Source organism: Pseudomonas sp. B329 (assembly GCF_023127835.1).
In the GTDB taxonomy this organism is placed as follows: domain Bacteria; phylum Pseudomonadota; class Gammaproteobacteria; order Pseudomonadales; family Pseudomonadaceae; genus Aquipseudomonas; species Aquipseudomonas synxantha_A.
The window spans coordinates 475368-488065 of the sequence record NZ_SPKP01000011.1 but is presented as its reverse complement, the minus strand read 5'-3'; the positions used below and the strand labels follow the sequence as shown (position 1 = coordinate 488065).

At 57.8% G+C, this 12698-nt stretch carries 12 protein-coding genes; 7 read left to right on the top strand and 5 right to left on the bottom strand.

Annotated features, from left to right (window positions below; all coding sequences use genetic code 11):
- Positions 1-319 precede the first annotated feature (319 nt).
- Positions 320-1699, top strand: a complete 1380-nt coding sequence (locus E4P00_RS08670; RefSeq protein WP_005790600.1) for an MFS transporter — start codon at positions 320-322, stop codon at positions 1697-1699.
- Between the two features lie 58 nt (positions 1700-1757).
- On the opposite strand, the gene E4P00_RS08665 is transcribed toward E4P00_RS08670, so the two are convergent.
- From E4P00_RS08665 to flgA, 4 genes are all read right to left on the bottom strand, one after another.
- Positions 1758-2507 carry a flagellar brake protein gene (locus E4P00_RS08665; RefSeq protein ID WP_005790597.1) on the bottom strand — a complete coding sequence of 250 codons (750 nt, stop codon included), beginning with the start codon at positions 2505-2507 and terminating at the stop codon, positions 1758-1760.
- A 96-nt stretch (positions 2508-2603) separates the two neighbouring features.
- Positions 2604-3074, bottom strand: coding sequence for a flagellar protein FlgN (locus E4P00_RS08660; protein ID WP_005790595.1), 471 nt, complete (start codon positions 3072-3074; stop codon positions 2604-2606).
- Positions 3075-3122: 48 nt separating this feature from the next.
- Positions 3123-3446 carry a flagellar biosynthesis anti-sigma factor FlgM gene (flgM, locus tag E4P00_RS08655; RefSeq protein WP_032879838.1) on the bottom strand — a complete coding sequence of 108 codons (324 nt, stop codon included), beginning with the start codon at positions 3444-3446 and terminating at the stop codon, positions 3123-3125.
- A gap of 143 nt (positions 3447-3589) precedes the next feature.
- The gene (gene flgA / locus E4P00_RS08650; protein WP_032879840.1) at positions 3590-4345 is read right to left on the bottom strand and encodes a flagellar basal body P-ring formation chaperone FlgA; all 756 of its coding nucleotides are present in this window, start codon (positions 4343-4345) and stop codon (positions 3590-3592) included.
- A 74-nt stretch (positions 4346-4419) separates the two neighbouring features.
- Here flgA and E4P00_RS08645 point away from each other — a divergent pair, with 74 nt between their 5' ends.
- The 6 genes from E4P00_RS08645 (at position 4420) to flgE (ending at position 9469) form a co-directional block, all read left to right on the top strand.
- Complete coding sequence (locus E4P00_RS08645) at positions 4420-5352, top strand: chemotaxis protein CheV (protein ID WP_005790590.1); 933 nt, start codon at positions 4420-4422, stop codon at positions 5350-5352.
- 42 nt (positions 5353-5394) lie between these two features.
- The gene (cheR, locus tag E4P00_RS08640) at positions 5395-6222 is read left to right on the top strand and encodes a protein-glutamate O-methyltransferase CheR (protein WP_005790588.1); all 828 of its coding nucleotides are present in this window, start codon (positions 5395-5397) and stop codon (positions 6220-6222) included.
- Between the two features lie 308 nt (positions 6223-6530).
- On the top strand, positions 6531-6938 hold the full coding sequence (flgB, locus tag E4P00_RS08635) for a flagellar basal body rod protein FlgB (protein ID WP_003193573.1): 408 nt from the start codon (positions 6531-6533) through the stop codon (positions 6936-6938).
- Between the two features lie 3 nt (positions 6939-6941).
- On the top strand, positions 6942-7385 hold the full coding sequence (gene flgC / locus E4P00_RS08630) for a flagellar basal body rod protein FlgC (RefSeq protein ID WP_005790586.1): 444 nt from the start codon (positions 6942-6944) through the stop codon (positions 7383-7385).
- A gap of 16 nt (positions 7386-7401) precedes the next feature.
- A complete protein-coding gene (gene flgD, locus E4P00_RS08625) occupies positions 7402-8121 on the top strand; it encodes a flagellar hook assembly protein FlgD (RefSeq protein ID WP_032879841.1) in 720 nt (239 codons plus the stop codon).
- A 31-nt stretch (positions 8122-8152) separates the two neighbouring features.
- Positions 8153-9469, top strand: a complete 1317-nt coding sequence (gene flgE, locus E4P00_RS08620) for a flagellar hook protein FlgE (protein ID WP_032879842.1) — start codon at positions 8153-8155, stop codon at positions 9467-9469.
- Positions 9470-9729: 260 nt separating this feature from the next.
- On the opposite strand, the gene E4P00_RS08615 is transcribed toward flgE, so the two are convergent.
- Entirely contained in the window at positions 9730-12624 is a 2895-nt protein-coding gene (locus E4P00_RS08615; RefSeq protein ID WP_032879843.1) for a ribonucleoside-diphosphate reductase subunit alpha, read from the bottom strand.
- Between the last annotated feature and the right edge of the window lie 74 nt (positions 12625-12698).

Sequence of the window (12698 nt, the reverse complement as noted above, 5' to 3'; positions counted from 1 at the left end):
GATTAAATTCCAGAACCCCTGTTTGCTAACGCAAACAGGGGTTTTGTTTTGGACGGTCGAAAAGTACCGAGCTATTCAATACCCACAGCTTTTTGCAAAGCCTCAAAGATCAGTCGAACCTTGCAGCGCTTCAGGGTTCACAGCAGGGGCGTCATGTATTTATCTCTATCGTTGTGTACCTACAGACACAGGTGCAACGTCTGAGCTCTTATGCAAAATAATCCCCGGAAACAGGCCGCACCGCCTGTCCGGACCCGACCACCCGGACTATCATGCCGATAGCCCAATCCCTTACCGCAAGGAGCCGCTCGGAACGCCGATGCGCCAGATCTGGAAATCTTTTCGAGCCCTTTATTTCGCCTCTTTGATGATGCTGATTGGCTCCGGCCTGCTCAGTACCTACCTGGCCTTGCGCCTGGCGGCAGACAATGTCGACAGTTTGTGGGTCGGTGCGCTGATGGCCGCCAACTATTTTGGCTTGGTACTGGGCGGCAAGATCGGGCATCGCCTGATTGCCCGCGTTGGACATATTCGTGCCTATGCGACTTGCGCCGGAATCGTCGGCGCGGCAGTGCTGGGTCATGGCTTGATTGATTGGCTACCTGCCTGGATCGTGCTGCGGATAATCGTCGGCCTGGGGATGATGTGCCAGTACATGGTTATCGAAAGCTGGCTCAATGAACAGGCGGATGCCAAGCAGCGTGGCGTAGTGTTCAGCGGCTACATGATCGCGTCCTACCTCGGGTTGGTACTGGGGCAGTTGATCCTGGTTATGCATCCTCACCTTGGGCTTGAACTGCTGATGTTGGTCGCGCTGTGTTTTGCGTTGTGCCTGGTGCCTGTGGCCATGACCCGACGCATTCACCCCGCGCCCCTGCACCCGGCCCCGATGGAGCCCCGTTTTTTTATAAAGCGTGTGCCACAGTCTCTTAGTACGGTGCTGGGCGCGGGCTTGATCGTTGGGTCGTTCTACGGTTTGGCGCCGCTCTACGCGTCTCAGCAGGGGCTGACGACTGAGCAAGTCGGCTTGTTCATGGGGAGCTGCATTTTTGCCGGCTTGGTCGTTCAGTGGCCGCTGGGATGGCTATCGGACCGCTATGACCGCGCGCTGTTGATTCGCTGCTTTGCGTTGTGCCTGGCCGTAACAGCGTTGCCGCTGGCGATCATGACTCAAGTACCGCTGGAAGTGCTGTTTGTGGCAGGCTTCTTCTGTTCGCTGGTGCAATTCTGCCTTTACCCATTGGCAGTGGCTTTTTCCAACGATCATGTAGAAGGTGATCGTCGGGTTTCGCTGACGGCCATGTTGTTGGTGACCTACGGCATAGGCGCCAGTATCGGCCCACTGCTGGCGGGCGTAGTGATGAAGTTGTTCGGCAGCCAGATGCTCTACGCGTTTTTCAGTTTGTGTGCGTTGATCCTGGTATGGCGCATCCGCCCCAAAGCAGTGACCAACCTGCACCAGGTCGACGACGCCCCGCTGCATCACGTGGCGATGCCTGACAGCATGTCCAGTTCACCGCTGGTAGCAGCGCTAGACCCACGGGTGGATGAGCAAGTGGTACAGGAGCAGATGCAGGTCACTGTCCCTGACCCGGAACCCGAGCCAGACCCGGTAACTGATGAGCCAGCCAATGAAGAGCCGCAGGAGCCGGTGGACCCGGATGAACATCCCCATGACTTGAGCAGGGCACGCCCCTGAACGAAAAACGGGCAGTTCCTATCAGGAACTGCCCGTTTTTTATTTCAGCGTCCCAACCTTAAAGATCATCGTCCTTGTCGAAGCGCCGAGCCTCGCGCTGCAGCTGGTAGACAAAACGCTCCACCTGGCGCTGCACCAAACCACTCATGTTGTGAAAGCGCACGCCAGCAAAGGTCGTGTTGATCTTGTCTTCGAAGTGCAGGTAGCGCAGTTCGACGGAGGTGGTCATGCTGCCAAAGGGCAGGGCGGCGATAAACCGGTCATAGACCTGGCCCAACTGCAGGCGCTCGGAGATATCGCCCTCAAAGCGCAATTTGCAGCCGGTGGCGGAAATGTCCAGAAGTTTGCCGCTGATCGGTGCCTTGAGCTTCTCGCCGCCCAGTTCGATATTCACCAATTGCGCAAGTTTCAGCGCGGCGCGAAATGCATTGCGCCGCTGATGGTAAACCACTTCATCAGGCATGCTGCCGCTATAGATACGGTGGCCGTCTTTTTCGCTGATGTTCAGCGTGCCATTGCTTTCCCAGGCAACCCGTACACCTTCATGGAAGCCTTCGATACGAAAGGGTTCGCCGTTCTCGAGGTAGCGCTCACCGTCTCGGGGGATCATTTCATCCAGGGCCAGCGTTTTGCTGTCCCGATCAATATCCACCAAATAGCTTTGAAAGCGCTGGCTGCGTTCGTGGAAAGTGATGATCAGCGGATCATGGCTTTCTTGCAGCATCCGTAATGTGCTGGCGACTTCCAGAGGCGTAGTGAGCACCTTCGGTGGCTGCGGTGCATCTTCCGCATTAGGGGCGTTGAACACGGTTCTTCCATCTCCAGACAAAGTACGACTACACGCAAGAACCGGCATTTTGCCAGTATGTAGCGCTCCTTGGATAGGTCGCGCTGTAAACCGGTGTCAGGCTTGGCTGCGGGTACTTGGCTTGACCAGGCGAGAGGTGGAGCCTTGGGCGTTGTACAGGGCCGGAGGCTCACCACCGTGCAGTATGCGCAACTGATTGGCGGTCGTGGCTTGCTGAAGCTGGATTGATTGGCCGTTGAGCAGGTTGGCTTCCTGGCACTGGGCAAGCAATTGATTGAGTTCTTTGCTTTGCGCCAGTAATTGATCACCGACCGAGGAATGGCTGGCCAGTTGTGCCAGGCCTTCGTGATCGGCAGGCAGGCCCAGGCTGATGAGTATCTGGCTGCGCTTCTTGCCGTGTTGTTCGAGCAACACAATCAGCGACTGCTTGCGCGCCAGGATTTCTTCGAGCAAGGGCATGTCCCGGCCGTACAGGGCCAGGGATTCTTCCTTGAGCAGCTCAAGCAACTGGTGCGTGGGCGCCAGATCATCAATGATCAGTTGAAGCAGATGTTCGTCGTGGTGCATGGCTGGCCTTGGGTTTTAAGCGTCCAAAAGCCCTGCGCAGGCTTTTGCCTAGCGCTCGGCTTCGAAGTTAAGCAGCTTACTGGCTACACGGCTGCTGTCGACTTTATAGCTGCCGTCGGCGATGGCCTGTTTCAACTCAGCCACGCGAGCTTTATTGACAACCGGCTGATCACGCAGCGAGTCAGTGACCTTCTGCAACTGTTGAGCCTCATTGCTCAGGTGTACCGATTCCCCGCTCTGGCTGGCGCTGGCCTGCTCTGCCTTGGCGGGCAGGGGCTGGGACTTGGCTTCTACGCTGTCCTTGGCACCGTTGGTGCGCGTATTGCCCGGCAAAGCCTGGGTGCTATTCAAACGACTGAAATCAATGACCATGGTGAAAAAAACCTCTGGGTATTTGGACGCTTGCCATGTTTTCGGCCATACCCGGGCAAACTTTAGGCTCGATTGACAATAAACCTGTACCGCTCGACATCCAATACACAGTGTAGGAAAAGCCGGGCTGTGATTCCAGTGATCTATAAAGCAACTTCGACCTGACCTGGCGCCGTGACCCGCGCCTTGATCACGCGATTGGAGTTGAGGTTCTTGACGCGAATCTGTTCGCTCATGCCGCCGTTGGACAGTGCCTCCCCTGGCATCCTTACGTTCAGCCCGCCACTGCTGGCAGAAATCACCACCTGGTCACCCTTGCGAATCACTTCGGCCTGTTCCAGATGAACCAGTGTGATGACTTGATCGGTGACCATTGGTCGGGTGAGTCTCTGCCCGATAGCCTGATCCACTGAGGTCAGGTAGCCCTGGTTGATCAGGCTGATATCGCGCTCGCGCAGGGCCACATCCTCGTAGCCGATGATGCCGGTGCGTTTCAACGGTCGCGCGACCACTACCACATCGCGGAACAGCTTGACCTGAGCCGGCACGAATACCGTCCAGGGCGAGGCGCCTTCACAGCGAACTTTTACCGTTACGCGTCCGATGGGCTGGGCAGGGCTTTCCAGCGTGGCTGTCAATTCCTTGTCGCACATCGGCATGCGCAAGCGCGGGTCCAACTGGCTGACCTGAATTTCATAACGTCCCGGGGTCTGCGTGGTCGCCAGATAATCTTCTACAGTGAATTCAAGAAAACCCTGGGTGACGCCGATAAGGAGATCAGGCAGGGTGACATTGTCGGCGCGTGCGGTAGCGCCAATGCTCAAGGCAAGCAGCGCCATCACGGTGCTGAACAGCCTGCGGTGGCTAGGGCGTCGGGAAACTGTCGTTTTAATATCCATGTTTAATAAATAGCAAAGCTCGTGCCGTTTAGTGTTGGGTGCGCGTCGTACCCCCAGGATTTAGGAGTCAGGGCATGGCAGGTGTAATGGATTCAGTAAACCAGCGCACACAGCTGGTAGGGCAGAATCGCCTGGAGTTGTTGCTTTTTCGCCTGGATGGCAAGCAGTTGTACGGCATCAACGTATTCAAAGTGCGGGAGGTGCTGCAATGCCCCAAGCTGACGATCATGCCCAAGTCCAGCCCAGTGGTGTGTGGCGTAGCCAACATCCGTGGTGCAACTATTCCCATTCTTGACCTGGCGATGGCCACGGGCTCGGCGGGTTTGCAAGACCGCCAGAACCCCTTTGTGATCATCACCGAGTACAACACCAAGACCCAGGGTTTCCTGGTGCGCTCGGTGGAGCGTATCGTCAATATGAACTGGGAAGAGATCCACCCGCCGCCCAAGGGCACGGGGCGCGATCACTACCTGACGGCGGTGACACGGGTCGATAACCAGTTGGTCGAAATCATCGACGTGGAGAAAATCCTCGCCGAAGTGGCGCCCACTTCGGAAACCATCTCTGTGGGTGTGGTGGATGCCGAGACTGCACACAAGGCGGTGTCTCTGCGCGTATTGACCGTGGACGACTCCTCAGTGGCGCGCAAGCAGGTCACACGCTGCCTGCAGACCGTTGGTGTAGACGTGGTGGCCCTCAATGATGGTCGTCAGGCCTTGGATTACCTGCGCAAGCTGGTGGACGAAGGCAAGAAGCCCGAAGAAGAATTCCTGATGATGATCTCCGACATCGAGATGCCGGAAATGGACGGCTACACGCTCACGGCCGAGATACGCAACGATCCACGCATGCAAAAACTGCATATCATCCTGCATACTTCGTTGTCGGGGGTATTCAATCAGGCAATGGTCAAGAAGGTTGGTGCTGATGACTTTCTGGCCAAATTCCGTCCTGATGACCTCGCATCCCGGGTAGTCGACCGGATCAAGGCAGCAGATCACGGCTAGGGGATTTCCCCCGGCGATCACACGATTTAAGAGGCGGTATCATTGTCTACGGGTAATTTGGATTTCGAACAGTTCCGGGTCTTCCTGGAAAAAGCCTGTGGCATATTGCTCGGTGAAAACAAGCAGTACCTGGTATCCAGCCGTCTCAACAAACTGATGGAACAGCAGGGCATCAAGTCCCTGGGTGAGTTGGTCCAGCGGATCCAGGGGCAGCCGCGCAGCGGGCTCAAGGAAATGGTGGTCGATGCCATGACCACCAACGAAACCCTGTGGTTTCGAGATACCTACCCCTTTGAAGTGCTCAAGAACAAAGTGTTGCCGGAAGCCATCAAGGCCAGTCCTGGCCAGCGCCTGCGTATCTGGTCGGCGGCTTGTTCCTCGGGGCAGGAGCCGTACTCGATCTCGATGTCCATCGACGAGTTCGAGCGAACCAACATGGGCCAGTTGAAAGCCGGCGCGCAAATTGTTGCTACCGACTTGTCCGGCACCATGCTCACCAACTGCAAGACCGGTGAGTACGACAGCCTGGCCCTGGGCCGCGGTTTATCCCAGGAGCGCCTGCAGCGTTACTTCGACCCCAAAGGCGCCGGGCGCTGGGCGATCAAGGCACCGATCAAGAATCGCGTGGAGTTCCGCTCGTTCAACCTGCTCGACAGCTACGCCAGCCTGGGCAAGTTCGACATGGTGTTCTGCCGCAACGTGCTGATCTATTTCTCGGCCGAAGTGAAGAAAGACATCCTTTTGCGTATCCACGGCACGCTCAAGCGCGGCGGTTACCTGTTCCTCGGTGCTTCCGAAGCGTTGAATGGCCTGCCGGACCATTACCAGATGGTGCAGTGCAGCCCGGGGATCATCTACCAGGCCAAGTAAGTCGCACGCAGTTAAAGTGTGGGAGGGGGCTTGCTCCCGATAGCGGTGGTTCAGTTGATGTCTTTATCACTGATACACCGCTATCGGGAGCAAGCCCCCTCCCACATTTGTTTCTGCGGCAACGTTGAAGAAAGCGGCAACTCCCCATTGCCGCTTTACTGTCACTATGTGGAAAACGCTTGCCGCTTTTCTGGCATAGTCGCCGGCAACTACCCTCGAAACCCTTGATATACGGGCCTCCGCAAGATTGGCACGCGCCTTGCTATAACCCTGCTAACGAACAGCAGGTCAGCCTAAAGGTTTCCGCCATGAGCATCAGCTTCGATAAAGCGCTCGGTATCCATGAACAAGCCCTGGGCTTTCGCGCCCAGCGTGCCGAAGTCCTGGCCAATAACATTGCCAACGCCGATACCCCGAACTACAAGGCTCGGGACCTGGACTTCTCTGCCGTGCTCGCCGCACAGCAAGACAAGACCAAGAACGGCACCTTCGCCTTGAACATGACCAACAGCCGTCATATCGAAGCGCAAGGCCTGAGCAAGGGTGACGAGTCGTTGCTGTATCGCACGCCGATGCAGCCGTCGATCGACCAGAACACCGTCGACGCGCAGTTGGAGCAATCGAACTACGCCGAGAACTCGGTGAACTTCCAGGCCAGCTTTACCCTGCTCAACAGCAAATTCAAAGGGCTGATGTCAGCCCTGCGTGGAGAATAAGCCATGTCCCTGTCCAGTGTTTTCAATATTGCCGGCAGTGGCATGAGCGCGCAGACCACGCGTTTGAACACCGTCGCCAGTAACATCGCCAACGCCGAGACCGTCTCTTCGAGCATTGACCAGACTTACCGTGCCCGTCACCCGGTGTTTGCCACCATGTTCCAGGGTGGCCAGGCCGGTGGCAGCGATTCGTTGTTCCAGAACCAGGACGCAGCCGGCTCCGGCGTGCAGGTGCTGGGTGTGGTCGAAGACCAGAGCAACCTGGAGGCCCGTTACGAGCCCAACCATCCGGCCGCGAACGAAAAGGGTTACGTCTACTACCCCAACGTCAACGTGGTCGAGGAAATGGCTGACATGATCTCCGCCAGTCGTTCGTTCCAGACCAATGCGGAAATGATGAACACCGCCAAAGCCATGATGCAGAAGGTCCTGACCCTGGGTCAGTAATAAGGGGCGCCAAATAATGGCCATCGTTGATACGTCAAACAACACGGCAGTCCAGGACCTGTTCAATTCCAAGGTCAAGGACGCTTCGAACAATGTCTCGAATGTTTCCAAAGCGGCCACTGGCAACCAGTCGCTGGGCAAGGACGCATTCCTGCAGTTGCTGGTAACCCAGCTGAAAAACCAGAACCCGCTGTCGCCCCAGGACAACGGCGCGTTCGTGGCCCAACTTGCCCAGTTCAGCAGCCTGGAAGGCATCAACACCCTGAACGACTCGGTGAATAACATCTCCAGCAACTTCAGCTCTTCGCAAGCGCTGCAGGCTTCATCGCTGGTGGGGCGGTCGATCATTATCCAGACCGACAAAGCCATGGTTGATACCAGCAAGAGCATGAACGGTTCGGTAGAGGTGCCATCGGCGGCGGGTAACGTTTCCGTCAAAATCACCGACAAGGACGGCAACGTCGTGCGCACCGTGGATATGGGCGCGCAGAGTGCCGGCAGCCAGAGCTTTATCTGGGACGGCAAGAATGACAAGGGCGAGGTCGCCCCAGCCGGCACCTACACCTTCAATGCCTCCACCAAGAACGACAAAGGTGACGCGGTGGCCCTGGCCACCTCGCTACCGGCCACGGTTACCAGCGTGACCTTGAGCAAGACCGGCGGCGAAATGCTGCTCAACCTTGCAGGCGGCATGGGCAGCGTCAAGCTGTCGCAAATTCAGACTATCGGTACATAGAGCCGGCTAAATACGGCAGAGGGAGAGAAACATGTCTTTTAATATCGGCCTTAGCGGCCTCTATGCGGCCAACAAACAACTGGACGTGACCGGCAACAACATCGCCAACGTCGCGACCACTGGCTTCAAGTCATCCCGTGCGGAATTCGCCGATATCTACGCGGCTTCCAAGTTGGGCACCGGCCAGAACAGTATCGGCAACGGTGTGAACCTGGCGGCAGTGTCCCAGCAGTTCACCCAAGGCGATGTCAATGGTAGCGGTGGCATCCTCGACATGGCGATCCAGGGCGGTGGCTTCTTCGTGCAGAAGGGCAGCGACGGCTCGCTGGAATACACCCGTAGCGGTGCCTTCCGAGCGGACAAAGACGGCTATATCACCAACAATACCGGCACCTCGCGCCTGCAAGGCTATGCCGCGGACGAGAATGGCAAGATCACCAAGGGTGGCCTGGTCGACCTGCAGCTGAACCTGGCCAACCTGCCCCCGAAGGCGTCTACCAAGGTGGACTCTTCCAGCAACCTGAACTCCTCGTCGCCGGTGATCGATCAGTCCAAGAACCCGTTTGATCCAACCAAATCCGAAACCTTCACCACGCAATACAGCACCACCTTGTACGACTCCCAGGGCAACGCGCACCCGATGGTGCAGTACCTGGTGAAAACCGATGCCAACCAGTGGCAGGCCTACACCTTGATCGATGGCCGCAATCCTGATGGTTCGGCGCCTACCGGTACCGGTGCTGACGTGAAGGCGCCTGTGCCGTCGACGTTGAGCTTCGATGGTGCTGGTAACCTCAAGAGCATCGTGACCGGCGGTGTTGCCGGTAACACCTTGACCATCAAGGATTGGGTACCTGGCACGGTGACCGATGGCGTATGGAAGGCTAACGATGCGACGGCGAACAAGGACGGCATCGCCATCAACATGGGCACCGTCACCCAGTACAACTCGGCCAGCTACCGTAACCCGCCGGTCACAGATGGTTACGCCACCGGCCAGATCACCGGCTTGAAGATCGATGGCAGCGGTGTGCTCTTCGCCACCTTCAGTAACCAGCAGAGCAAGGCCATCGGCCAGATTTCTCTGGCCAGCTTCAACAATGAGCAGGGCCTGCAGCCCGCCGGCGGTACGACCTGGAAAGAGACCTTCGCGTCGGGTCAGCCGGGCTTCGACGCACCGGAATCTGGCACTCTGGGGTCGATCAAGGCCACCTCCCTGGAGAACTCCAACGTCAACCTGACCAACGAGCTGGTTGACCTGATCAAGGCCCAGAGCAACTACCAGGCGAACGCCAAGACCATCTCCACCCAAAGCACCATCATGCAGACCATCATTCAGATGACCTGATAGGTTAGTGCTTCAAAATGTGGGAGGGGGCTTGCCCCCGATAGCGGTGTATCAGCCAAGTATCCATTGACTGACACCACCCTATCGGGAGCAAGCCCCCTCCCACATTTGCATCTGCTTCACGCTGCCAATCCAGTTATTGACCGAACCGCAGTACCGCAACAAGGGCTTTATGCCCGCCCAAGAAAAAGCCCCCGATACACCCTAGGTGTATCGGGGGCTTTTCTGCCTTAAGTGGTTAAACCCTCGGCAGGTTCAGCTTATTGGCAAGCTTCGCAATCCGGCTCGTCAATCGCGCAGGCCTTTGGCACAGGTGCCGGACCGGCAGGAGCTGCGAGAACCGAATCATCACCATGGTTGCCGCTGGAAACAGCGTTCAACTTACCGGTGTTGATGGTCGACTTCTCGGTGCTGGTCGCGGCCAGGGCACGGAGGTAGTAAGTGGTTTTCAGGCCACGGTACCAGGCCATGCGGTAGGTCACATCCAGCTTCTTGCCCGAAGCGCCGGCGATGTAGAGGTTCAGCGACTGAGCCTGGTCGATCCACTTCTGACGGCGGCTGGCGGCGTCAACGATCCACTTGGTATCCACTTCGAAGGCGGTCGCGTAGAGCTCTTTGAGTTCTTGCGGGATGCGTTCGATCTGCTGCACGGAACCGTCGTAGTACTTCAGGTCGTTGATCATGACCGAGTCCCACAGGCCGCGGGCTTTCAGGTCGCGAACCAGGTATGGGTTGATCACGGTGAATTCGCCCGACAGGTTCGATTTCACATACAGGTTCTGGTAGGTCGGTTCGATCGACTGCGACACGCCAGTGATGTTGGCGATGGTGGCGGTCGGTGCGATGGCCATGATGTTGGAGTTACGAATACCTTTTTGCACGCGGGCACGAACCGGCGCCCAGTCCAGGGTTTCGTTCAGATCAACGTCGATGTACTTCTGGCCACGGGCTTCGATCAGGATCTGTTGCGAATCCAGCGGCAGGATGCCCTTGGACCACAGCGAACCCTGGAACGTCTCGTAGGCGCCGCGCTCGTCGGCCAGGTCGCAGGACGCCTGGATCGCATAGTAGCTCACCGCTTCCATGGATTTGTCGGCGAACTCGACCGCAGCATCCGAACCGTAAGGAATGTGCTGCAGGTACAGCGCGTCCTGGAAGCCCATGATACCCAGGCCCACTGGACGGTGCTTGAAGTTGGAGTTCTGCGCCTGTGGCACCGAGTAGTAGTTGATGTCGATCACGTTATCGAGCATGCGTACTGCGGTGTTGACGGTGCGTTCCAGCTTGGCGGTGTCCAGCTTGCCGTTGACGATATGGTTCGGCAGGTTGATCGAGCCCAGGTTGCAAACGGCGATCTCGTCCTTGTTGGTGTTCAAGGTGATCTCGGTGCACAGGTTCGAGCTGTGGACCACGCCCACGTGCTGCTGCGGGCTGCGCAGGTTGCATGGGTCCTTGAAGGTCAACCAAGGGTGGCCGGTTTCGAACAGCATGGACAGCATTTTGCGCCACAGGTCTTTGGCCTGGATGGTCTTGAACAGCTTGACCTTGCCTGGGTACTCGGTGAGGGCTTCGTAGTACTCGTAGCGCTCTTCGAAGGCCTTGCCGGTCAGGTCGTGCAGGTCCGGCACTTCGGATGGCGAGAACAGGGTCCACTTGCCGTCATCGAAGACGCGCTTCATGAACAGGTCAGGGATCCAGTTGGCGGTGTTCATGTCGTGGGTACGACGACGGTCATCACCGGTGTTCTTGCGCAGCTCGATGAACTCTTCAATGTCCATGTGCCAGGTTTCCAGGTAGGCACACACAGCGCCTTTGCGCTTGCCACCCTGGTTAACGGCGACGGCGGTGTCGTTCACCACTTTCAGGAACGGTACAACGCCCTGGGACTTGCCGTTGGTGCCCTTGATGTAAGAACCCAGTGCGCGCACCGGGGTCCAGTCGTTACCCAGGCCGCCGGCGAATTTGGACAGCATGGCGTTGTCGTGGATCGCGTGGTAGATGCCCGACAGGTCATCCGGCACGGTGGTCAGGTAGCAGCTCGACAGCTGAGGACGCAGGGTGCCGGCGTTGAACAGGGTCGGGGTCGACGACATGTAGTCGAAGGACGACAGCAGGTTGTAGAACTCGATCGCACGGTCTTCTTTGTTCTTCTCTTCAATCGCCAGGCCCATGGCCACGCGCATGAAGAACACTTGCGGCAGTTCGAAGCGGATACCGTCCTTGTGGATGAAGTAACGGTCGTACAGGGTTTGCAGGCCCAGGTAGGTGAACTGCTGATCGCGCTCGTGGTTGATCGCCTTGCCGAGTTTTTCCAGGTCGAAGGTGGCCAGGATCGGGTTCAGCAATTCGAACTCGATACCCTTGGCGATATAGGCCGGCAGGGCTTTGGCGTACAGGTCAGCCATCTCGTGGTGAGTGGCGCTGTCGGCGACTTTCAGGAAGCCCAGGCCTTCGGCACGCAGGGTGTCCATCAACAGGCGCGCGGTCACGAACGAGTAGTTCGGCTCGCGTTCAACCAGGGTACGGGCGGTCATCACCAGCGCGGTGTTGACGTCGGTCAGGGCCACGCCGTCGTACAGGTTCTTCAGGGTTTCGCGCTGGATCAGGTCACCGTCGACTTCTTCCAGACCTTCGCAGGCCTCGGTGATGATGGTGTTCAGGCGGCCCAGGTCCAACGGGGCAAAGCTGCCGTCAGCCAGGGTGATGCGGATCGACGGGTGCGCTTGTACGGCAGCTTCTTCGGCCGGGGAGCGTACGGCACGTTCCTTGGCGCGCGAATCGCGGTAGATCACGTAGTCGCGGGCCACTTTTTGCTCGCCGGCACGCATCAGGGCCAGTTCAACCTGGTCCTGGATTTCTTCGATGTGGATGGTGCCGCCCGAAGGCATGCGACGCTTGAAGGTCGCGGTGACCTGTTCGGTCAGGCGGGCAACGGTGTCGTGGATGCGCGACGAGGCAGCAGCGGTGCCGCCTTCAACTGCAAGAAACGCTTTGGTGATGGCGACGGTGATTTTGTCATCGGTATAAGGAACGACAGTGCCGTTACGCTTGATCACGCGCAGTTGGCCAGGTGCGGTGGCGGACAGATCCAGATTCGAATCAGCGGCCTGGGGCACGGAGCCTTGCGGGTTCTCGCGAGTTGTGTCGGTTTGCATGGGGGGTTGTCTCCACATTCTATATTTATTTGGGCACCATCAAGGTGCCCACCGTTCCGTCCTGAAGCACTTAC

Excerpts from the sequence above, each read along its gene's own strand:
- E4P00_RS08670 (WP_005790600.1), top strand. The coding sequence starts at position 320 with ATGCGCCAGATCTGGAAATCTTTTCGAGCCCTTTATTTCGCCTCTTTG.
- E4P00_RS08660 (WP_005790595.1), bottom strand. The coding sequence starts at position 3,074 with ATGCACCACGACGAACATCTGCTTCAACTGATCATTGATGATCTGGCG.
- flgM (WP_032879838.1), bottom strand. The coding sequence starts at position 3,446 with ATGGTCATTGATTTCAGTCGTTTGAATAGCACCCAGGCTTTGCCGGGC.
- flgA (WP_032879840.1), bottom strand. The coding sequence starts at position 4,345 with ATGGATATTAAAACGACAGTTTCCCGACGCCCTAGCCACCGCAGGCTG.
- E4P00_RS08645 (WP_005790590.1), top strand. The coding sequence starts at position 4,420 with ATGGCAGGTGTAATGGATTCAGTAAACCAGCGCACACAGCTGGTAGGG.
- flgB (WP_003193573.1), top strand. The coding sequence starts at position 6,531 with ATGAGCATCAGCTTCGATAAAGCGCTCGGTATCCATGAACAAGCCCTG.
- flgC (WP_005790586.1), top strand. The coding sequence starts at position 6,942 with ATGTCCCTGTCCAGTGTTTTCAATATTGCCGGCAGTGGCATGAGCGCG.
- flgD (WP_032879841.1), top strand. The coding sequence starts at position 7,402 with ATGGCCATCGTTGATACGTCAAACAACACGGCAGTCCAGGACCTGTTC.
- flgE (WP_032879842.1), top strand. The coding sequence starts at position 8,153 with ATGTCTTTTAATATCGGCCTTAGCGGCCTCTATGCGGCCAACAAACAA.
- E4P00_RS08615 (WP_032879843.1), bottom strand. The coding sequence starts at position 12,624 with ATGCAAACCGACACAACTCGCGAGAACCCGCAAGGCTCCGTGCCCCAG.